General features: G+C 56.4%; 23 protein-coding genes. 6 read left to right on the plus strand and 17 right to left on the minus strand.

What is annotated here, in order from left to right:
- Nucleotides 1-280 precede the first annotated feature (280 nt).
- Together Q675_RS28380 and eutC are read left to right on the plus strand one after the other, a co-directional pair.
- Complete coding sequence (locus tag Q675_RS28380) at nt 281-1,684, plus strand: ethanolamine ammonia-lyase subunit EutB (protein ID WP_023009189.1); 1,404 nt, start codon at nt 281-283, stop codon at nt 1,682-1,684.
- Nucleotides 1,685-1,686: 2 nt separating this feature from the next.
- Nucleotides 1,687-2,511, plus strand: coding sequence for an ethanolamine ammonia-lyase subunit EutC (eutC, locus tag Q675_RS28385; RefSeq protein ID WP_023011200.1), 825 nt, complete (start codon nt 1,687-1,689; stop codon nt 2,509-2,511).
- 6 nt (nt 2,512-2,517) lie between these two features.
- Here eutC and Q675_RS28390 read toward each other — a convergent pair whose 3' ends face one another.
- From Q675_RS28390 to Q675_RS28405, 4 genes are all read right to left on the minus strand, one after another.
- Nucleotides 2,518-2,904 carry a DUF2750 domain-containing protein gene (locus Q675_RS28390; protein ID WP_023011201.1) on the minus strand — a complete coding sequence of 129 codons (387 nt, stop codon included), beginning with the start codon at nt 2,902-2,904 and terminating at the stop codon, nt 2,518-2,520.
- Nucleotides 2,905-2,940: 36 nt separating this feature from the next.
- Nucleotides 2,941-3,579, minus strand: a complete 639-nt coding sequence (locus Q675_RS28395; RefSeq protein ID WP_023011202.1) for an SDR family oxidoreductase — start codon at nt 3,577-3,579, stop codon at nt 2,941-2,943.
- 68 nt (nt 3,580-3,647) lie between these two features.
- On the minus strand, nt 3,648-3,980 hold the full coding sequence (locus Q675_RS28400; protein ID WP_011786387.1) for a ribbon-helix-helix domain-containing protein: 333 nt from the start codon (nt 3,978-3,980) through the stop codon (nt 3,648-3,650).
- A gap of 54 nt (nt 3,981-4,034) precedes the next feature.
- Nucleotides 4,035-4,616 (minus strand): DJ-1/PfpI family protein, encoded by a 582-nt coding sequence (locus Q675_RS28405; protein ID WP_014422317.1) that lies wholly within the window; start codon nt 4,614-4,616, stop codon nt 4,035-4,037.
- A 159-nt stretch (nt 4,617-4,775) separates the two neighbouring features.
- On the opposite strand from Q675_RS28405, the gene Q675_RS28410 reads away from it, so the two are divergent.
- Nucleotides 4,776-5,444 (plus strand): glutathione S-transferase family protein, encoded by a 669-nt coding sequence (locus Q675_RS28410; RefSeq protein WP_023011203.1) that lies wholly within the window; start codon nt 4,776-4,778, stop codon nt 5,442-5,444.
- Nucleotides 5,445-5,468: 24 nt separating this feature from the next.
- On the opposite strand, the gene Q675_RS28415 is transcribed toward Q675_RS28410, so the two are convergent.
- The 4 genes from Q675_RS28415 to Q675_RS28430 all read right to left on the minus strand — a co-directional run bounded on the left by Q675_RS28415 (nt 5,469) and on the right by Q675_RS28430 (nt 8,705).
- Nucleotides 5,469-5,924, minus strand: coding sequence for a GatB/YqeY domain-containing protein (locus Q675_RS28415; RefSeq protein ID WP_011786390.1), 456 nt, complete (start codon nt 5,922-5,924; stop codon nt 5,469-5,471).
- Nucleotides 5,925-6,006: 82 nt separating this feature from the next.
- Entirely contained in the window at nt 6,007-6,744 is a 738-nt protein-coding gene (locus Q675_RS28420) for a ZIP family metal transporter (protein ID WP_023009196.1), read from the minus strand.
- Between the two features lie 26 nt (nt 6,745-6,770).
- The gene (locus tag Q675_RS28425; RefSeq protein ID WP_023011204.1) at nt 6,771-7,226 is read right to left on the minus strand and encodes a DUF4112 domain-containing protein; all 456 of its coding nucleotides are present in this window, start codon (nt 7,224-7,226) and stop codon (nt 6,771-6,773) included.
- A gap of 57 nt (nt 7,227-7,283) precedes the next feature.
- On the minus strand, nt 7,284-8,705 hold the full coding sequence (locus tag Q675_RS28430) for a PLP-dependent aminotransferase family protein (RefSeq protein WP_031211335.1): 1,422 nt from the start codon (nt 8,703-8,705) through the stop codon (nt 7,284-7,286).
- 188 nt (nt 8,706-8,893) lie between these two features.
- Between Q675_RS28430 and Q675_RS28435 the strand changes: the two genes are divergently transcribed.
- The gene (locus Q675_RS28435; RefSeq protein ID WP_227499539.1) at nt 8,894-9,409 is read left to right on the plus strand and encodes a pyridoxamine 5'-phosphate oxidase family protein; all 516 of its coding nucleotides are present in this window, start codon (nt 8,894-8,896) and stop codon (nt 9,407-9,409) included.
- 74 nt (nt 9,410-9,483) lie between these two features.
- Nucleotides 9,484-9,936, plus strand: coding sequence for an MgtC/SapB family protein (locus tag Q675_RS28440; RefSeq protein ID WP_011786395.1), 453 nt, complete (start codon nt 9,484-9,486; stop codon nt 9,934-9,936).
- Between the two features lie 19 nt (nt 9,937-9,955).
- Here the strand turns inward: Q675_RS28440 and Q675_RS28445 are convergent, their stop codons facing one another.
- The 7 genes from Q675_RS28445 to Q675_RS28475 all read right to left on the minus strand — a co-directional run bounded on the left by Q675_RS28445 (nt 9,956) and on the right by Q675_RS28475 (nt 16,747).
- A complete protein-coding gene (locus tag Q675_RS28445) occupies nt 9,956-11,116 on the minus strand; it encodes an AI-2E family transporter (RefSeq protein ID WP_023011206.1) in 1,161 nt (386 codons plus the stop codon).
- Between the two features lie 153 nt (nt 11,117-11,269).
- Nucleotides 11,270-11,431 carry a hypothetical protein gene (locus Q675_RS38300; RefSeq protein ID WP_023011207.1) on the minus strand — a complete coding sequence of 54 codons (162 nt, stop codon included), beginning with the start codon at nt 11,429-11,431 and terminating at the stop codon, nt 11,270-11,272.
- A gap of 97 nt (nt 11,432-11,528) precedes the next feature.
- A complete protein-coding gene (locus Q675_RS28455; protein ID WP_023011208.1) occupies nt 11,529-12,407 on the minus strand; it encodes a bifunctional transcriptional activator/DNA repair enzyme AdaA in 879 nt (292 codons plus the stop codon).
- 148 nt (nt 12,408-12,555) lie between these two features.
- On the minus strand, nt 12,556-12,984 hold the full coding sequence (locus tag Q675_RS28460) for a hypothetical protein (protein ID WP_023011209.1): 429 nt from the start codon (nt 12,982-12,984) through the stop codon (nt 12,556-12,558).
- Between the two features lie 22 nt (nt 12,985-13,006).
- Nucleotides 13,007-13,945: a DUF4124 domain-containing protein gene (locus Q675_RS28465; RefSeq protein ID WP_023011210.1), complete on the minus strand. Its 939-nt coding sequence runs from the start codon at nt 13,943-13,945 to the stop codon at nt 13,007-13,009.
- Nucleotides 13,946-14,051: 106 nt separating this feature from the next.
- Nucleotides 14,052-15,809: a DEAD/DEAH box helicase gene (locus Q675_RS28470; RefSeq protein WP_023011211.1), complete on the minus strand. Its 1,758-nt coding sequence runs from the start codon at nt 15,807-15,809 to the stop codon at nt 14,052-14,054.
- Nucleotides 15,810-15,871: 62 nt separating this feature from the next.
- Nucleotides 15,872-16,747 carry a metal-dependent hydrolase gene (locus tag Q675_RS28475; RefSeq protein WP_023011212.1) on the minus strand — a complete coding sequence of 292 codons (876 nt, stop codon included), beginning with the start codon at nt 16,745-16,747 and terminating at the stop codon, nt 15,872-15,874.
- Nucleotides 16,748-16,928: 181 nt separating this feature from the next.
- Between Q675_RS28475 and Q675_RS28480 the strand changes: the two genes are divergently transcribed.
- Nucleotides 16,929-17,207, plus strand: coding sequence for a YebG family protein (locus Q675_RS28480; RefSeq protein WP_022992826.1), 279 nt, complete (start codon nt 16,929-16,931; stop codon nt 17,205-17,207).
- A gap of 73 nt (nt 17,208-17,280) precedes the next feature.
- Here the strand turns inward: Q675_RS28480 and Q675_RS28485 are convergent, their stop codons facing one another.
- Nucleotides 17,281-17,673 (minus strand): hypothetical protein, encoded by a 393-nt coding sequence (locus Q675_RS28485; RefSeq protein WP_022992827.1) that lies wholly within the window; start codon nt 17,671-17,673, stop codon nt 17,281-17,283.
- Nucleotides 17,674-17,689: 16 nt separating this feature from the next.
- On the minus strand, nt 17,690-19,045 hold the full coding sequence (locus Q675_RS28490) for a hypothetical protein (RefSeq protein WP_023011213.1): 1,356 nt from the start codon (nt 19,043-19,045) through the stop codon (nt 17,690-17,692).
- Between the last annotated feature and the right edge of the window lie 90 nt (nt 19,046-19,135).

A 19,135-nucleotide genomic window follows, 5' to 3' on the forward strand; every position in this document is an offset into this window, starting at 1 on the left:
GGACGCAACCGATTCCAGAGCAAGGGAGGGGAGAGAAACAAGCGACAGCATGAATACAACGAGAAGCAAACGGCCAAGCGCCATTGAGGGTTTCCTTACACCTGCAGGGGTTCCAAGTCTAGCACCTGTCGCAATTCAAGGCAGTAGAACCTTAGACCGAGTCAGTTGCCCAATCGGTTGGCAAATTGAGAGACAGCATCCGCTTCAAGAAACTACAGTGTAGTTAAAGTAATTTGATGCGGGCATGCCAGAGTCGCCCCCGGGATTAAAGGAGAAGACCATGAGTGGCCAGTACACGTACCGTATGGGATTTCAGACCATGGATTTCAGGGACCTGGGGACCTTGATGGCAAAGGCAACGCCAGAGCGCTCAGGCGATCATCTCGCCGGCGTTGGCGCAGCGTCGGCTGAAGAGCGGGTACTGGCACAAATGTGTCTGGCCGACCTGCCACTCAAGACATTTCTGACCGACGCCCTGATTCCCTATGAAACGGATGAGGTAACCCGCCTGATCATGGACTCTCATGACGCCGCCGCCTTCGCCCCCGTTTCTCACCTGACGGTCGGCGATTTCCGGAACTGGCTTCTGAGCGATAACGCCTCGCCGGAGATGCTGGCACGACTACGCCCCGGTCTGACGCCGGAAATGGTGGCGGCGGTCAGCAAGCTCATGCGCAACCAGGATCTGATCCTGGTTGCCCAGAAATGCCAGATAACCACAGCGTTCCGAAACACCGTCGGGTTGCCGGGGCGCCTTTCCACCCGGCTGCAACCGAACCACCCTACAGATGACATGGCAGGCATCGCCGCCAGCATTCTTGATGGCCTGCTTTATGGCAATGGCGACGCCGTCATCGGCATTAATCCAGCGACCGATAACGTGGCTCAAACCAAGCGGCTACTGACCATGGTCGACGAAGTAATCCAGCGCTACGACATTCCAACTCAGTCTTGTGTGCTTACGCACGTGACCAACACCCTCGAAGCCATCGAGCAGGGAGCGCCCGTAGATCTGGTTTTCCAGTCTATAGGCGGCACCGAAGCCACCAACCAGAGTTTCGGATTCAACCTCGCCACCCTGAAAGAGGCCCAGGAAGCCGCTCTGAGCCTGAAACGCGGGTCCGTCGGCCAAAACGTAATGTACTTTGAAACCGGTCAGGGTAGCGCCCTCTCCGCCAATGCTCACCACGGTCTTGACCAGCAAACCTGCGAGGCCAGGGCCTACGCGGTCGCCCGCCATTTTGACCCGCTGCTGGTGAATACGGTGGTCGGCTTTATCGGCCCGGAGTATCTCTACGATGGCAAGCAGATCACCCGGGCAGGCCTGGAGGATCATTTCTGCGGAAAGCTGCTCGGGCTGCCGATGGGTTGCGACATCTGCTACACCAACCACGCCGAAGCCGACCAGAATGATATGGATAACCTGCTGACGCTGCTCGGAGTCGCCGGGTGCACATTCATCATGGGCATTCCAGGGTCAGATGACATCATGCTCAATTACCAGACCACGTCATTCCACGACGCCCTTTACGCCCGCCGTGTGCTCAACCTGAAACCGGCACCGGAGTTCGAGCAATGGTTGCACGCCATGCAGATTTTCGAGGATTCGGATCGGGTGTCGCTGAATAACGACATACCAGCGGCCTTCCGCCACAGCCTCTCCGGCCCGCGAAGGAGAACATAACCATGACCAACTCAAAGTTCCCGATCGTCGTTCACAACCCCTGGCGAGGTCTGCGCCAGTGCACCCCAGCCCGCATCGGCCTTGGCAGGGCGGGCGTCAGTCTCCCCACAGCGGAGCTTCTTGAGTTTCAGCTGGCCCATGCCCGCGCCAGGGATGCCGTGCACCATCCACTGGATATTGAGCAGTTGATCGTCGAATTTCAGCAGATACCCGAGATGTCGGCCCTGGGCCCACCGATTCAACTTCAGAGCCAGGCACCAGACCGGGCCTGCTACCTGCAAAGGCCGGATCTGGGGCGTGTTCTGAGCGAATCATCCAGCAGCCGTCTACAATCGTCGAAAACAGGCTCTGCTGAGCCCCCTGATCTGGCCATAGTGATCGCCGACGGATTGTCAGCCAGAGCCGTGCAGCAAAACGCCCCGGCGTTCATGCGCAGCTTCCTCCGGAAACTGGCCCATGACGGCCCTGAGTGGCGGGTTGCAACACCTCTGCTGGTAGAACAGGGGCGCGTAGCGATTGGCGACCACATAGGCCAGGTGCTCCAGACACAACAAGTGGTGGTACTGATCGGCGAGCGACCGGGGCTCAGCTCACCCGACAGCCTCGGCGTCTACCTTACTCATCATCCCGAGCCGGGGCTGCCAGATGCCCGCCGCAACTGCGTATCCAATATCCGTCCTGCCGGACTGGGCGTGGAACAGGCAAGCGAGAAAGTGATCTACCTTCTGAAGGAAGCCAGGCAACTGGGCACCTCCGGAGTCGCCCTGAAGGATCGAAGCGAAGAAGTGGAACTGACCGTATCAGAGAGGGGGAATTTTCTGGTGTAGCCGGGATCAGAAAGATCCCGACAACACGTCCTGAAGGTCCTGCTTCAGCTCTTCCGGCCGCGTTATCCAGAGCTCACTGTCGGCGCCCGGAAAAACGCCTACCTCAAGCCCGTCACGGCTTAACCCGGGCACCCACTTTTTGAAGAAGTCCGGCAATGAAATCGCTTTGGGGCTCAGGTCACCCGAAGGCCCTGCATAATCTGCTGCAAAGTCCTCAGCGGGCCACACCGGGAGATATCCGACGCCATCTTCCTCCGAGACAATTTTGAGAAACTGGTTATCGCCATTGACCAGTATCCAGAGCTCACGCTCTTCCACCACAGCATCCAGAAAATAGTCATAGCGTTCTTCGCCATCCATTTCCAGAATCGAGGCTAACGGGTTATCGCTCATTGCGGCTCTCTTGTTGATCATGCCGGCGGATGCGGCTTACAGGTTCGCCAGCGCATCACGCACCGGCACATCTCCAGACACTACATCAAAAATGCAATTGCCGGTATTGTCAGAATCCAGCACAGCCAACAGAACCCGGGCAACGTCCTGGCGAGGAATCTCTCCGAACGCGTCCAGTCGCTCGCTGACAGACACCTTACCGTTGCCATCGTCATTGGTAAGTCGGCCAGGGCGCACAATGGTGTAATGCAGACCACTGTTTTTCAGGTGTTCATCGGCATTACGCTTGGCACGCAGGTAATGCTGAAGCTTTTCAGGGCCTTTTTCGGGCTCTTCAGCTCGCATACTGCTGACCATGATGAAACGTTTGATGCCCATGGCCTTGGCGGTATCCACGAGTCGAATCGCGCCATCCTGATCCACATCTACCGTCTTGTCCGGACCAGTATGGGGGCCGGACCCGGCCGTAAAGATAACGGCGTCACAGCCCCGCATCGCTTCGCTGCAATCCTGCTCCAGGTCGCCAATCACCGTTTCCGTGGCACCAAGCTGCTGCAACTCCGGCCCCTGGTCTGCGTGGCGAACCAGTGCTCGTGCCTCATGCCTGCTATCCGCGATTTCCTGTAATAGAAAACGCCCGATCTGCCCGTTGGCTCCGGCAATGAATACATGCATGGGGTGCCTCCCCTGTCAGTTGTGTGAAATGAACCTACCCTACTAGCTGCGCCCGGACGGCGGATAATTCAAGGGACCGACGCGACCCGGGACTGGGCCTTACCCGATGAATGAGCCGTTATCAGGGGAACGGGACGGGCTTCGCGCTGCGCCAGATAGCGTGTGCAGCTTACACGGAGAAAGGAGGCGAAGTTCTCTACTTCACCTCTCAGTTCCATCACCTCTTCGTGGAGTTTGGTGATGAGCTGATTGGTGGTCATGCCGTCCACTTCGGCAATCTCCCGGAGAATATCCCAGAACTGGTTCTCAAGCCGAAGCGTTGTGACCACCCCCCGGATACGGAGAGAACGGGACCGACTTTCAAACAGGATCGGGTCGGCTTTCACATAGAGTTCACACATGGAGTCCGTCTCCTGTGATAACGGCAGCCTCGAGCGGAGGCTGCCGGGTTAAGACTAGATCGAGATCTCAGCACCAAGCAGTTTAGCAAACGCTGACAGCCATGCCGGATGGGCAGGCCAGGCCGGAGCCGTCACCAGGTTGCCCTGAACGTGAGCCTGATCGACCGGAATGTCCATGTAACGACCACCCGCCATTTTCACATCGGGCCCACAGGCAGGATAGGCACTGCACTCGCGCCCCTCCAGCACTCCGGCGGCGGCCAGGATCTGGGCGCCATGACAAACCGACGCAATGGGTTTGCCCGCGTTGTTGAACGCCTGCACGATCTCAATCACCCGCTCATTCAGGCGCAGGTACTCCGGGCCCCGACCACCGGGAATCACCAGCCCAGCATAGTCATCAACCTGAACCTTATCGAAATCGTAATTGAGCGCGAAGTTATGACCCGGCTTTTCGGTGTAAGTCTGGTCACCTTCAAAATCATGGATGGCGGTTTTCACGCTGTCGCCGGATTTCTTTTCCGGGCAAACCGCGTGTACTTCGTAGCCCAGCATGGTCAGTGCCTGGAACGGCACCATGGTCTCGTAGTCTTCGGTGAAATCGCCGGCCAGCAGCAACAGTTTTTTATTCGACATGTTCATTCCTCCCTGTTTGATCAACAATGCATATCCATCATGCGCCACTTTCAACAGGGATAGGTAACAGCGGAATACTACATTTCGAGTGAACCAATCAGCCTTTTTCAGCCTACTGTACTACCCTGACCACTTATAAAACGGGAACGGAGCTTCCGAATGATCACAGTTCACCACCTCAATAATTCACGTTCACAACGCATTCTCTGGATGCTGGAAGAACTGGGCGTACCCTACGAGATCCAACGCTATGAGCGCGACCCTGGAACCATGCTGGCTCCAGCCAGTCTCAAGAAAGTGCACCCCCTCGGAAAGTCCCCGGTCATCACCGACGGAGATCTGGTGGTTGCCGAATCCGGTGCCATCATCGAATATCTGGCGCACACCTATGGTAAAGACACCATGCTGCCCGAAGCCGGAGGCCAACAGTGGCTGGATTACACCTACTGGATGCACTATGCCGAGGGCTCACTGATGCCACCGCTGGTCATGCGCCTGGTGTTTGAAAAGGTGAAGACCAGCCCAATGCCATTCTTTATCAAGCCGATCGCCAAAGGAATTTCGGACAAAACCAACCAGATTTTTATCGGCCCGATGATCAAGACCCACCTGGACTTCGTGGAGTCACAACTGGCCAAAAACACCTGGTTTCTTGGAGAACAGCTGAGTGCGGCGGATATCCAGATGAGCTTTCCTCTGGAGGCGTCCGTCGCCAGGGGCATCGTTGGTAACGAGAGGCCAAACATCAAGGCCTGGGTAGCGCGGGTGCATGCGCGCCCCGCGTACCAGAGAGCACTGGAGAAAGGTGGAGACTACGACTTCGCCTGACCAGGCCGTGGTCCCAGCGCTGGCTTAACCCGCCAGCGCAGCTCGAACTTTCTTGCTCAGGTGCCCCATATCCACCCGGCCGAGCACCTGGGGCTTGAGTTCATTCATCACGTTTCCCATATCCTGCATACCGGAGGCTCCCGTCGCGTTAATGGTTTCGCGGATAAGCGCATCCAGATCGTCCTCAGACAGCGCGGCAGGCATAAACTCCTCGATGATCACCATCTCCGAGCGCTCTTTGTCTGCCAGTTCGCCCCGGCCTGCGTCATCATATTGTGCAGCGGCGTCCCGGCGCTGTTTCAACATCTTGTCCAGCACCTTCAGAACATCGTCATCAGTGAGTTCCCGGCGCTCGTCGACCTCAATCTGCTTCACCGCAGCCTGAGCCATACGTAGCGTCACCAGGCGATCTTTGTCCTTGCTCCGCATTGCGTCCTTGACTGCGCTGGAAAGTTTTTCCTTAAGTGATGTATCCGCCACGGTTAGTCTCCTGTTCTGGGAAAATAAAAAGTAAACAACGCATAAAGGGCAGAATGATAGCCAAACTACGCCGGAACGTCCCCTATCCGGATAACGCCACCTCTCCCATCACCCCAAGCAGGAAGCCCGCAAGCGCCCCCAATGGTGGCGCCCAGTGTTTTTTCAGGCGTACCTGAGGCGCTATGTCCTGGAAAATGATGTAGAGAATACCCCCTGCCGCAAACAGCATGATGCCGGATACCACACTCGGGGCATCCGACAGCAGAAAGTAACCAAGGGCACCGGCCACCGGCCCAAGCAACGCCATCAGCGCCAGGGCACCCACAATTTTCAATCCTCGATAATGGGTCGCGTCCACCAGCTCCCGATAGGAGTTAAAGCCCTCCGGGATATTCTGCAACGCAATGATGCCGGCCAGCAGAATTCCGCCCTCACTGGACACCGAGAAAGTGGCGCCGAGGGCCATGGCTTCCGGCACAAAATCCGAAAGCATGGCCACCAACTGGCTCGCCGGTGTGCCGTTGGCAGCCAGCCATCGATCCAGAAGCATAAAGCTGATACCGCCTCCGGCAAAACAGACAACGATGCCCACCATGGACAAGTTAGCCGTCCCTTCTGGCACCAGTACCAGCGCAACAGCCGCCAGCAGCGCGCCACCACCAAACGCGATCACACTGTGCCGCACCTCGGTTTCCAGCCAGCGCGGGTGAATACGCTCCACCGATGCCAGTGCTGCGCCCACAGGCATTGCAAGACCGGCCATCAATGTCAGTAGTAGTATCTGCATAAGGCCATTGGCCTGAAGTGCGTCCAGCATCATGCTCTATCCATAGTCAGTTCGGGTGATCAAAGAATGAGCGACAAACCACCGGTTATCACTGCAAACAGAATCGACAACCCAATCAGCGTTCCCCAGGGGAACGGCGGTGGCGGTGGTTCAATCGCCAATTCCTTCTCAAGATAGTTTCTCAGCAGTCTGGTATTGCGAGTATTCGCCTTATACACGGCATCAAAGGCATCCCCCACCACCGGCAACAGGCCACCCAGAAAATCGATGACCATATTTCTGAACATTCTTAACTTCACAGCCTTGCTGGCGCCCGCGCGTTGCGCTTCTACCAGCACATAGCCCGACAGGATCAGGCCAGCCATATCACCAACCACCGGTAACAGCCCGATGATGGCCTCTATGCCAATCCGGAACCTGGTAAATGGAAGGCCGATGCTGCTGTCCATCAGACGACTGAACCGGTCAAGACGATTCAGAATGGCGCGCTGTCTCGCCTCGGATGGTGTTGTCATGCTGCTTCCCTTTGCTATTCCGACGGATTTTGAGTCAATTACAAGCTGCGGTTACATTCAGGTTAACGCGCTTCTGAGGATGCTGACGCAATCCTCCATTTCCCGCTCACTGGCACTGGCAAACCCCATGACCAGACCGGATGATGCGGTATCTCCGATGTAGTGCGCACTCAAGGGCGTGCTGCCAAAGCCTTGTTTCCTCAGCCATCCACTCAAGGCTGAGTCATCAAACCGGCCTTCAAGCACCAGATGCATACCCGCACTCTCGGCCACAGGGTGCACCAGATCCCCGAGTTTCCTCTGCACCGCGTCCTGGAAGTACTGCCACTTGTCCCGATACAACTGACGCATCCGGCGAACGTGTCGAACGAACTGGCCACTCTCCATAAACTCGGCAATAGTGGCCTGAATCAGCAAGGGCGTTTCGCCACCACCGACCTGTTTGGCCCAGAGCACCGGCTCCACTACTTCCTCCGGAAGAACGACATATCCCACTCTTAATGCCGGCAGCAGCGTTTTGCTGAAACTTCCCACGTACAGTACCGGCGCATTGTCGAACATACCCTGCACCGCCGCAAACGGCTTGTTGAAGAAATGAAATTCGCTGTCATAGTCGTCTTCCACTATCCAGCAATCGTTCTGCCGAGCCCACTGCACCAGGGCCATCCGTTGGGAGAGGTCCAGAATCCCCCCCATGGGATATTGATGGGTGGGGGTGCAGAACAGCAACCTGGCGGAGCCCAGATGTGGCAACGCGGTCACATCAAGAACCTGATTTTTCAGGGGAATGGGCACCAACGGATTGCCAAGGCGCCCCAACGCATTGCGGGCACCTCGATAGCCCGGATTCTCGCATAGGACACGATCGCCGGGACTCAGAAACACATCCGCCAGCAACGACAAGGCCTGCTGCGCACCATTGGTGATCACAATCTGATCGGCATGGCAACGCACGCCACGCGACGTTCGGAGGTAGTTCGCAATGGCCGTCCGCAGCGGCAGGTAGCCCTGAGTGCTGTCATAACCGCGAAGCCCCCGCCGGCTTTCCTGATGGTGCAGCACGCGGTTCCAGGCGTTGACGGGAAAGGCGTCCAGATCCGGCAGGCCGGGCTGAAATGGCAAGCAGGCATCTTCCGCTCTGCGGGGAGTCCCACGCACCCTGTCTGGCAGTGAAGGCAGTCGGAAACTCCCGCCAGAGGGTATTTTCAATTTTTTCCCAGCCGGTTCGATAGCCGACCCGATATCCTCGTGAACGAATACTCCCCTACCTGCATGGCTCTGAAGGAAGCCTTCTGCTTTCAACTGATCGTAGACCGCATTCACTGTGTTCCGACTGACGCCAAGATCCTCCGCCATTTGGCGACTGGACGGCAACCGGTATCCCGGAGGATAGCGTTGAGCCAGAATCCGATCAGCCAACTGTCGATAGAGCTGAAGCTGCAGAGATTGGTCAGCATCAAACCGAATATCATCAATCACAACCACTGGTCCTATAAAAAAACACAATCTGGGTCTTTTGAGGGTATCAGAAGTGACGTGAAATAGAACGCAACTGTCCAATCCACAGCCTTGAGGACCACCGAATGAATCAGCCAAATACTCAACAAGCCTCACCTCTCACGTCCTGCCCAAGGAGCACCGTGAGGCGGGCCACCAAAAGAGCCTCGGTGGACCGCCAGGTTGCCTATACGCTGATTGACCGACTCAAAACCGCGCACCTGGGCTTTGTGGAGGACGGCGAGCCCCGCATCATCCCGATTACCGCCTGGCGAATGGATGACCACCTGTACGTTCACACCCTCAATGGAGGCCGGCTGTCAAAACGCCTCGGCTCGGGCCAACTCCTTTGCATCTCGTTTGCCGTCACCAATGAATGGGTTTTGACCAAGTCTGCGTACCACCACAGCGCCAACTACGAATCTCTGGTGTTGTTCGGCTGCGCACAGCTCGTGGAAGACTCTGCAGAATTCGACGCCGCATTCCGGGCCATCATCAACCAGATTGAGCCAGGACGTTGGGAGCAGGTACGGGCACCGAACCAGAAGGAGCGCCGGGCAACCGCGCTGTTCCGGATACCGATTGAGGAAGGCTCATTCAAGAGCCGGACCGGTGGCCCCAACGAAGATCCCGAGGATATGGAATTGCCAATATGGCACGGAACCGTGTCGGCAGTAACCTCATAAAAGGACGATCCCGGCCTTACCTGCTAATCTGCGTGAGCAGATACAAACAAAACTGAAAGACCAGGAGACGATCTGTGCTGGAAAGCGAAATCCCCTTAATGGACATGGTCATTCGACTGCTTATGGCGGCTGGCCTGGCACTGGTGCTTGGGCTTGAACGTGAACTACGAGGGAAGCCAGCGGGACTGCGATCGCACATGCTCGTCTCCGTGGGGGCATCCGCATTCATCATGATGGGCATGCACATTTTGCTCGCCACGGCGGAAGGCGACCCTTCCGCCCGAATTGACCCCACACGCATTGTCGAAGGCGTGATTGGCGGCATTGGCTTTCTGGGCGCCGGCAGTATCATCCAGAGCCGCGGCAATGTTCAGGGCATTACCACGGGAGCCTCCATCTGGGTATCCGGCGCCATTGGCGTAGCCTGCGGCCTTGGCACCCTGGCCCTTGCCAGCATGGTGACGGTGCTTTCATTGATTATCGTGGTCGTGCTTGGCCGATTCGAGCGAGAAGTCATCAAGGATTGAAGCTGTGGTCACACCCGAATCATTTACCCAACAACTCTCCTACCGGACGAAAGTTCACCACATAATCGCACACGGATTTTGCGATCATGAGAATGGGCGTAGCCACAATCAAGCCCACTGGCCCCCACAACCAACCCCAGAACAACAACCCGATAAAAATGGCGACGGCATTCAAACTGGAGACGTAACTCGTCAGCCACGGCATCAGCAGATTCCCCTGAATACTGGTGATGACCAGCGATGTAAGCGCAACAATCACGGCAGTATTGAGCTCGCCGAACTGCAGAAATGCGGCCACCCCAGAGCCGACCAGAACCAGGAAAGGCCCCAGATACGGCACACCACTGGCAATACCAGCCACCACGCCCCACAAAGCCGCTTGCTCAACTCCTAATAGCAGGAATGCCAGCCAGGTGAGAATGCCGACAAAAAGCGCACTGATGACCATGACAAAAAGGAACCGGCGTACCTGGTGATGCAGCTCGTTCATAATTCGTGCCGCCTTGCGCATACGCCGGAACGACGGGCCGGATATTCTAACGATCTTACGCCGGTATAGCTTGCCGACGGAAAGCAGGAAAAACACCAGTAGAAGCACAGAAAACATCTGGGAAATAAGAACTATTGTGGCCGGCGAATTGCGGATGACATAGTCACGAACGTCCATCGGCTCATCCACCACCCGTACGGGTGTCACGCCGGCCTGAACAGCCGGTTCCTCCTGGCTTTTCTCGGCGGTTTCCTCAATCTGCTTGGCGGCAATCTGGGCTTTTTCCATGATGCTTTCTTCATCCTCGGACGCAGACGCATCTTCACGCTGAAGCTCCTTGATGGCCTGGGGAATCTTGTCCAGCATGGCCATGGCTTCCTGCTTGAGTGGCACACTTGCCGCCGCCAGAATCGCTATCAGTGCGCAAAGAACCAGAGCTGCACCCAATGGACGGGGTATGTGAATCCGATCCAGTGTCGCCACCAGCGGATCCAGGGCGTAACTGATCAGAACTGCGACCACAAGCGGCAGCAGAACAGGCTGGGCCCAGTCGATAAAATACAGGGAGGCGATGCTGGTCAGCACAATCAACGACATGCTGCGGATATTGATGGCTTCAATCAGGGCCGTTGTTGAGTCCTGTTCGCCAGAACCCGACCCGACACCCGGGCTTTCCTCGTTGTGACTCATAACCGCAGCTATGCCTCATATCAGATCCATGATTCAGAAGATTGTAGCTTGCCTGCTGTCGGCTAGTGGTTACGATATTTTATGACGTGGTTCGACCGATATGAGTGGCACATAAAGAAAAAGGCAGCCGAAGCTACCTTGTTTGAAAATCTCTTAATTACTCTTCAGATTAATCTGCTTCGGGCCAGCCGAGGTCAACTGCGAACTTTTACCTTTAGCCACATACTCAACGCGCCCACCGGACTTTAAAAAGGCAGCTGTCTGCTCTTCAATCTCAGCAGACGTTAAAACAGCTTTTACGACTTTCTTGCTCATGATATTTCCCCGGTTCGCTATTGGCTTATTCGCCAATATAAGCGCTCCAGTATAACTGAAACAGGAAAAAATTGCTGTCGGAGCATTTTGGGATCGTTTATTCCCTCGTCACACTTCTCCGCTCTGCCTCCAACAACGCCCGCTTTCGCTCCAATCCCCAGCGATAACCGCCAAGCCCGCCATCGCCCCGCAATACACGATGGCAGGGAATCAACACACCAATCCGGTTCTTGCCACAAGCTGACGCCACGGCCCGCACCGCCCTGGGCTTGTCGATCTTCGCGGCCACCTCGCTGTAGCTCAGGACATCGCCCTCGCGGATACTCAACAGAAACTGCCAGACTTTTACCTGAAACGCGGTGCCTCGCATATCCAACGGCAAATCCGGCCGTGGGGCTCCCGCACTGATATGCTGATCCAGGGCTTCCATCCAGGCATCAAGTTCCGGGGCGTTCCGGGCTGGTGAGGCGGTCAGCTCAGCCTTAGGAAATTCCGACCTCAATCGGCCCACCAGCGACGCTTCATCGTCACCGAATTCCACAAAACAAACACCCCTATCCGTGGCCGCCATCATCATCAGCCCCAGTGCGGTGGTCCGGCCGGCATAGACGATGACTTCACCCGCACCACCGGCCCGATAGGTCCTGGGCGGCATACCGATGCTACGGTTCGCTTCACCGTAGACACGACTTACCGAACCAAACCCGGAGGCGAATATCGCGTCCGTCACTTTACTCCCGTCTTTCAGGGATTGCTTGAAGCGCCGCATACGGACGGCATCCTGATAGGCTTTTGGAGAGACACCAAACGCCGCCTTGAACTGTTTCTGTAAACGGGACGGTGACAGAGCGGCCACCTTCGCCAGGCTCGAGAGCGTGAGTGCTTCATCGGCGTGCATCTCGATGTGCTGTGCCACCCTGACCAGCCTGGCCACCCGTGCACTCTCTCCTGCAGCAGAGTCGCCGACGCCTGTCATCCAATCGCTATCCTGTTCCGGGGAGCGGGACATCTCATCACCCTTTTAATCATGGTCGTCGCGATGAGTAAAACCGACTTCGCCAATGGTTTCCATCCGATTGTTGCCGCCATTGGTTTTCGGTTCTGCCCCCTGACAACGGCAGACCCTAGCTCGAGATGGTTTGACACGCTCCCATAGCCTGCGCCTTCACGTACTCACAAAACGCCTCGACATCCGGGTTGTGGAATTCGTCCGAGATAAACTCGCTGGGAATCAGCCCTTCATCCCAGCGCGTTGTCACCAGGGTCACCTCAGGGGTGGCTTCATCGACTGAATAAATGCGGACCACTGCCGTGGTTTGATGAATGTACAGGTCCCGGAGTGGTCGACTGCAACGCAGGCTGTCCGCAGGCTGATCGGTATGGCACTGATACCCCGAGCCGCTGAAGAAATCACGGGCAACCGACAACAGCTCCCCTGCTTCCTGCCCGGCAGACGAGGATAGATGAATGGAACGGGGCACGTCCCCGATCACGTTGGTGCAACCCGACAGCGCAAGTACTCCGGCAATCACCAATGATTTGAAAACCTTCACAACAACGCCCCCGCCTAAAATGTCAGAACGCAAACCGCACCGAGCCCTCACCCTGGGCATGCAGCCAGCGTCGCCAGTCCAGGCCCAGCATGTTGACCCCGCCGATGTAGTTGTCGTCTACCAGGTAATACGAGAGTGTGCGGTCACCTCGGTTGAAGTTATGCATCAGCCGCACCAGAAAACTGCGGCGCGTGGGCTTGGCAAGCAGGAAATAGACAAACTGGCCAGCCTGGGCACGCACGCTGCCGCTACCAGACATATCGGAGTGTCGCCACTTGTTGCTGGGCAGTTTCAGGAATTGGTCGATGCCGGTTAACCGGCCCTGTTCACGGGCTTTAGCGACAATCCATCGGTTTTCCGGGTGGCTCTCGAAATACAGACCGGCGTCATCCCGTTCCAGCATCTCCATCTGCTCGGCAAGCCCCTCGTTCAACCAGGCGGGAGCATAGGGGACGATGGAATTTACAACCGCATGACTGACCTCATGCTTGATGGTTCTGAAGGTGCGTTCCCTGTCCTCCTGAATATACACCACGATCTGATGCTCAGATGGCATGTACAAACCGTAGGATGCAACCAGCCAGCCCCTGTCCCGTTGAATCAGGTAGTTCCGGTAACTGACCATATCCTTGAAAATCAGAATATTAACGGGAACCGTCCGGTACATATCGAAAGACAGCACGTGGTCGTAAAACTCGTAAACATGGTTCACGCCATCGACAATCTGCTGGTTTTCCTCGGCAGTCAGCTCCAGATCAACCGTTTCAATGCGGATTTCAAAACGCGACCATTCGGAGGCCCTGGGCTTCACGTCAACCACTTCCTGTTTAACGCTATGGTCCTGGCGGTCGCTGAAGTGCACCTTGCCGTGCTCATCTACCCATTTGTAGATCTTTGCATGCCCTGCCGTCGCTACAAGTAGTAGCAGCACGAGCACTGTGGTTTGAAAGGTAGCCAACATGATCCGAGTAGACACCGCTTAAAAGCTGACAGATGATTATATCCGAATCATACAGGGCGATAGATCAGAAGGCATCCAACACACCACCGTAACGTCGCTTAACCAGTCAATACGCCTTACGATACTGCCCCCGATAATCGAAGATTCGCTCCTGCACTTGCCAGTAATGCTTCTGCTTGCGAGCAATCACGAAATCCGGCGCGGGTAACAGCACCTGCATCTCCAGCACCTCATTTGCCCGGGCAAAGACTTTCGGAGCCTGGCCATTGGCAAACCGTCGGCCAAACAGCTTGTTGAACACGGCGCGCTGGGCGGGCTTGCTGAAATCGAAAGACTCCCGGAGTTCCTCCCCGTCTTCTCCGTGGTAAGTCATCCGAAGTTTTTGGCCTTCTCCCGCCAGAGAAATGCCGGCGCATCGGATGACCATGGCATCCTTGAGCTTCAGGGCATCCCGCAGTTGATCATCCGGGTCGATAATCGCCTGGTGGCAGTGCCCGCAGTTGCGGGCAGCGATGTCGTTCTCACCACCACAATGTGGACATTCCTTGAACCGGAACCGGTAGTCGCATTGCTGTGGCCGCCCAGCGTCATCTTCTATGGATTCCAGCAGGCCCTGGCACCGGCGGCCATAATGCTCAACGACACGACCGTCGCTGTCGGTTTTGCCCCAGAAGATGTTGGCAAAACCGCAGCCCGGGCAGAACACCTGCACCGGTTCACTGTTGGGGTTGGGCTTCGGCTCCCCAACTTCCGGATGATGCAGATTGACATGATTGCCAGCGTAATCAATCACCAGGCAATCCCGTTTCCCCTCATCCAACCGCAAGCCTCGGCCGACAATCTGCTGATACAGGCTTACAGACTGAGTAGGCCGCAAGATGGCGATCAGGTCCACATGGGGGGCATCAAACCCGGTCGTCAGCACAGACACATTCACCAGGTACTTCAACTGCCGTTGTTTGAAGCGCTGGATCAGCTGGTCGCGATCTCGCAGATCAGTCGCGCCGGTCACCAGGGCGGTTTCCTGCTCGGGCAAATACCCGGCAATTTCCTGCGCGTGCTGCACCGTCGCCGCGAAAATCATCACCCCCTGGCGCTCGGCCGCCATCTCCATCACCTGTTCGATGATGGCACGTGTCACCCGCTGATGTTTGCTCAACAACTGGTTGACGTCTTTCTCGGCGTATTCGCCAAAACGGTCCTGCGTCAGCGTGGAGAAATCGTATTGGGCCACGGCGGCGTTGACCAATTCAGGCCGGGTGAGATAGCCACGGTTGATCATGTAGCTCAGGGGCAGTTCGTAGATGCAGTGCCGGAAAGGCTTGTCCTGTTCGTCATCAGAACCACGAACAAAACCCCGGTAGTGGTAACGATAGATCCATCCCATGGCCAGGCGGTAGGGCGTGGCGGTGAGCCCAAGCACCTTCAGGGAGTCATTCTGCTGCCGTAAAAGCTCAATGATCCGCTGGTACTGGCTGGTTTCCTCGCCACTCACCCGGTGGCACTCATCGATAATAACCAGCGAGTATTCATCCCGGAACTGGTCCAGATTCGCCGCCACCGACTGCACACTGGCAAAGGTCACCTGATGGTGCTTCTCCTTGCGTTTCAGCCCGGCCGCAAAGATCCCCCCCGACAGACCATAACTCTGGTACTTGGCGTGATTCTGCTCCACCAGTTCCTTCACATGGGTCAGGACCAGAATCTTTCGGCGCGCAAGACGAGCCAACTCGGCAATCACCAGGCTCTTGCCGGCACCGGTCGGCAGCACAATGACCGCAGATTCATCCGATTTACGGAAGTGGTTCAGCGTGGCGTCGACGGCTTCCTGCTGGTAAGGCCGAAGCTGGAAAGGAGCATTCATGTTGCCGGACTTAGATCATCAACCCAGTGAAAAGTCCGACATGGTAGCAAATGCGGTGACCCTCAAGCCGCCTTTTTCATCACCGGCGCCAGCCACTTCCGTTTGGCTTTCTCCACCAGATCACGGGCATCGTGATTCCATGGATGAAAGCCGGGGCTGTAGTACTTGAAGTAAGAGGGCAGGAGTTTGCGGAATACACCTGGCTTGCCCCACATGTAATTGAGACCGTTCGCCCAGGATTTCAGGTTGAACAACTGGCCGTCCTCTTTCATCAGTTGAATCAGGTGAATGCCGCTGGAGACCGGGAACAGCACGCTCACCACCATCATCTCGGTCAACCGGACAAACTCGCTGCCTCCGATGGTCTTGTAAACGTCGAACGCCACCGCCTTGTGCTCGGATTCTTCGATCGCGTGCCAGGCCCAGATGGGAGCCATACGCGGGTCCATCTCTTCCAGAGCGTCATATTTCAGGAGGAATTCCTCTGCCATCAGTGCAGTGAAATGCTCCACCGCCACCGTGTGGGCCAACTGGCGCTCCGGGCTCAGCCGCTTGCGCAGCACATTCATCAGCCACAGCACCTCGCGCTCAAGGCGTTTGAGGTTGATGCCGCGCCCCTGCATATATCCGTTCAGGGCCTCGTGCTCTTTTGAGTGGTGCGCCTCCTGGCCGATGAACGCTCGCACCGCCGCCTTTAGCTCCGGGTCTGTAATCTCTTTCTGATAATGGCGTACGGAGTCGATAAAGAAGCGCTCACCAGGCGGGAAACTTGCGGACAACGCCGCCAGCAACAGCGTTTTGGCCGGATCGTTATCCCACCAATACTTGGGCACGTCTTCCGCCAGGTCAAAATCCGGCTGACGGACTTCGGGAATGGGCGCCTTGGTCTTGGGGGGCGGCGTGGGTTGAGTACCGGCTATGGTTGTTCTGGCTTTCATTTCAGGACTCCGGAGCTGATGTCTGACAATCCATCATACGGGGGCCGGGTCCGGCGCTGGAACAGCAAAAGAGGACAGGATGACGCAGCAAAATACTGTATAAATATACACTATTCGTGATAAGCTGTGATTTCATTAACGGTCTTACCAACCATCATTACCCCGGAGGCGATGGCATACCATGGGCGTAAAAGCACTCTACTATTCCGAGAGGGACGGACTGGACATGGCACTGAAAAACCCGGACAAAATGTTGTTTTCGTCCAAAGCAGAAGCCGATGCCCGGGACAAGGTTCTTGAACTGTCCGAAGAGATTACCACCTTCCTGCAACGTAAGGTCGGCGGCCTGTCTGAAGAGCTGGCAGAACAGTGCGCCCTGGCCATTGCGGAAGAAAAAGAATTGTTCACCAAGGCACTGAAAAAGCCGGAACTGCTGAACGAAACCGTCGAGGCCGAGTAACCCCCGCCCTTGGTCAGAGATGTTGAACGCCCTGGCCGTGAAGGTGGCCATGGGCGATCATGCTCGAAGACACTTAGTCAGGCTCATGATCCTGAATATCAAAGTGCCGTGATCGCACGGAACTCACCTCCACATGAATGTGGCGGCTGTTCAGGCCAAAATCGGACACCGCTTGCCTCACGGCATTCCGGATTTCAGCAAAGGCCCGGGCCTCGTCTTCCGGTAGCACCATCAGCATGACGGCGAACACGGACTCCTTGTGAACCTCGCCATCGTATTCGCCTTTGAAGGCATGGCCATCTTCAGCCCAGTAACCGGCGAGCCAGGAACTATCCTCCCCTCCCATCACCGTCGCCCCGCCAAACTTCCGGGAAAGCTCCCGGGCGATCTGCTCACTCGCCCGAGGGATCTGTCCCGGTTCTGCTGACAGAATTACAAGAAAACGAATTCTTTCACTGCCCGACATGGCAAACTCCTTTTCATCAACGCTTGGCGAGATAGATGTAGAACGAGATCAGCACAAGAATGGTCGTCGACAGCGCAATGGAACCATCCGGCTGGAGCCACTCAAACACATCCAGCACTCCGGGAATATCATCACGGTCCAGGCTCCGGGAAGCCGTCGTCAACGAAATAAACAGATCAATAACGGCAACGCCACCGATACCGGCAAGAATCAATTCAACCGAACGATCGAGCTGGCTTTTTCGTGCCTCCAGCAGGCGGGAGATCTTGGAGCGAATCAAGCTCGTGCGCTCCAGGGAACCCTCAATCAACTCGCCGAGATTCCAGGCCGCATACGCAGCTCTGACCACCTTGGCTCGCTCAGCCTGAACCCCGATGATGGCCTCATTGAATTCAAGGCGAGTGAATTCCAGATGGTCCAAGGTCTTCGTAATGTCGCCCATCAGCCGATGCAAATCTTTACTGCGGTGTCGCGAGCCCGCAAAGTCGTTAAGCTCCGAATAACTGGACTTCAGAATACCGCCGTATATCGACAACACGGCATTGTAAAGCTGGCAGACGGACAGGCCGCGCAGCCAGTTGTCCGCCTGAGCCTCGGCATCGTCCGCAACCGCCAGGATGTTGCCCGAGCCCACAAACTGTCTGGCCTCCAACAAAGCCTCCGTTGATCCGGTATACGACGCCCAAAGTCGCAGACTGTCTCCAAGCGGACCGTTCAGGGTGCTCGGAGGCGTCACCACGTATCGCCCTGTCCACAGCACATAGGTGTCTGGCGCTTCCGGCGAATCGAACGAAACATCCCGAAACACCGTAAGCTTCTTCGGATCTCGAAGGTACGAGACCGCGCCGGAGGCTTTGTATCGCCTGCTCTTGCGGAATCCGAGTGCGTACTGGTGAAACGCCGGGTATACCGCGTGCTCATAGACCCGTTTGGCCAGATTGGAAAGCGCGCCGTCCAGGCTATGCCCTCGGAGCAGATCACCAAGGCCTGATTCGCTGGTTTCAAAGGCCACATCCAGCTGGAGCAAGGCGACTGTGTCATCGTAAAGGTACAAACGACAGCACTCGATCGCACCTCCGTTGTTGACCAATAGTTGGCTGATATCAGAAGGCAAAGACACGTCACCCATCGCAACCGAGTAACATGCGAAGGGTTGGAAGAACGCTGGCAGGTTATCGTGCTCAAGCGTCCCGTAGCCATTGGCCCACGGCCATTCAAAGCTACTGAGGGTGTCGGCTTCAGCTAACAGATTGACCAATCCGCCGGCACTGGAGCCAGCCTCCGCCATCTGTTTCAGGGTATCCGCAGCGCGACGCTCGCTGTCTGCACTAATGGGCGATCGCACAGGCGACAGCGTTCGCACTTTTAGCATGTTGGATTTCCTATGGTCTTTTTCAGAGATTCGTCAGACATAAAACGTCCCGCAGTTTACCCTTGAATGCCACGCTTTGGTAAAACCAGT

This window comes from Marinobacter sp. EN3, from assembly GCF_000475315.1.
In the GTDB taxonomy this organism is placed as follows: Bacteria; Pseudomonadota; Gammaproteobacteria; order Pseudomonadales; family Oleiphilaceae; genus Marinobacter; species Marinobacter nauticus.

Coding starts and splice junctions, on each gene's coding strand:
- Q675_RS28380 (WP_023009189.1), top strand. CDS start 281: ATGAGTGGCCAGTACACGTACCGTATGGGATTTCAGACCATGGATTTC.
- eutC (WP_023011200.1), top strand. CDS start 1,687: ATGACCAACTCAAAGTTCCCGATCGTCGTTCACAACCCCTGGCGAGGT.
- Q675_RS28390 (WP_023011201.1), bottom strand. CDS start 2,904: ATGAGCGATAACCCGTTAGCCTCGATTCTGGAAATGGATGGCGAAGAA.
- Q675_RS28395 (WP_023011202.1), bottom strand. CDS start 3,579: ATGCATGTATTCATTGCCGGAGCCAACGGGCAGATCGGGCGTTTTCTA.
- Q675_RS28400 (WP_011786387.1), bottom strand. CDS start 3,980: ATGTGTGAACTCTATGTGAAAGCCGACCCGATCCTGTTTGAAAGTCGG.
- Q675_RS28405 (WP_014422317.1), bottom strand. CDS start 4,616: ATGTCGAATAAAAAACTGTTGCTGCTGGCCGGCGATTTCACCGAAGAC.
- Q675_RS28410 (WP_023011203.1), top strand. CDS start 4,776: ATGATCACAGTTCACCACCTCAATAATTCACGTTCACAACGCATTCTC.
- Q675_RS28420 (WP_023009196.1), bottom strand. CDS start 6,744: ATGATGCTGGACGCACTTCAGGCCAATGGCCTTATGCAGATACTACTA.
- Q675_RS28425 (WP_023011204.1), bottom strand. CDS start 7,226: ATGACAACACCATCCGAGGCGAGACAGCGCGCCATTCTGAATCGTCTT.
- Q675_RS28445 (WP_023011206.1), bottom strand. CDS start 11,116: ATGAGTCACAACGAGGAAAGCCCGGGTGTCGGGTCGGGTTCTGGCGAA.
- Q675_RS38300 (WP_023011207.1), bottom strand. CDS start 11,431: ATGAGCAAGAAAGTCGTAAAAGCTGTTTTAACGTCTGCTGAGATTGAA.
- Q675_RS28455 (WP_023011208.1), bottom strand. CDS start 12,407: ATGACAGGCGTCGGCGACTCTGCTGCAGGAGAGAGTGCACGGGTGGCC.
- Q675_RS28465 (WP_023011210.1), bottom strand. CDS start 13,945: ATGTTGGCTACCTTTCAAACCACAGTGCTCGTGCTGCTACTACTTGTA.
- Q675_RS28470 (WP_023011211.1), bottom strand. CDS start 15,809: ATGAATGCTCCTTTCCAGCTTCGGCCTTACCAGCAGGAAGCCGTCGAC.
- Q675_RS28475 (WP_023011212.1), bottom strand. CDS start 16,747: ATGAAAGCCAGAACAACCATAGCCGGTACTCAACCCACGCCGCCCCCC.
- Q675_RS28480 (WP_022992826.1), top strand. CDS start 16,929: ATGGGCGTAAAAGCACTCTACTATTCCGAGAGGGACGGACTGGACATG.
- Q675_RS28485 (WP_022992827.1), bottom strand. CDS start 17,673: ATGTCGGGCAGTGAAAGAATTCGTTTTCTTGTAATTCTGTCAGCAGAA.
- Q675_RS28490 (WP_023011213.1), bottom strand. CDS start 19,045: ATGCTAAAAGTGCGAACGCTGTCGCCTGTGCGATCGCCCATTAGTGCA.